The organism is Streptomyces sp. SID3212 (assembly GCF_009865405.1).
Taxonomy (GTDB): Bacteria; Actinomycetota; Actinomycetes; order Streptomycetales; family Streptomycetaceae; genus Streptomyces.
In genome coordinates this window covers 1-391 of sequence record NZ_WWJY01000299.1, presented here as the reverse complement: position 1 = coordinate 391, position 391 = coordinate 1, and the positions used below count along the sequence as shown (strand labels likewise).

Annotated in this window: 1 pseudogene; it reads left to right on the top strand. The window is 79.0% G+C overall.

Annotated elements, in window-relative coordinates:
* Positions 1-37 precede the first annotated feature (37 nt).
* Positions 38-391: pseudogene (locus GT042_RS38870) on the top strand (hypothetical protein); the annotation flags it as partial.

Below are 391 nucleotides of genomic sequence, written 5' to 3'. Positions count from 1 at the left end.
GGGTGACGGGGCGGCGGAGGCCGAGGCGCACGGGCCCGTGGCCGGTGGGCCCGATGCGGGTGAGCCGGCTTCGGACGCGGCCGGTACGGCGGAAGCCGGTACGGGCGGGGGCGATGCGGGAGCGGTCGGTGGGGAGGGGGACGCTGCCGTCGCCGAGGTTGCCGTCCTGTCCGAGGCCGCCGCCGAGCTCGCCGCCCAGCGGGAGTTGCGGGAGCGGATCGAGCAGCGCAAGGCCGAGAAGGAAGGGCCCATCGCCGCCGGGACGAAGCTGAGCGGGCAGGCCGCCGACCTGCTCGCCGCCGTACGGGCCGTGGAGAGCGGCGACAAGCCCGACCCGGCCCTCCTGCGTGCCGTGGCCGCCGCCCCGGCCCCGGCGCCCTCTGGAGCCGCT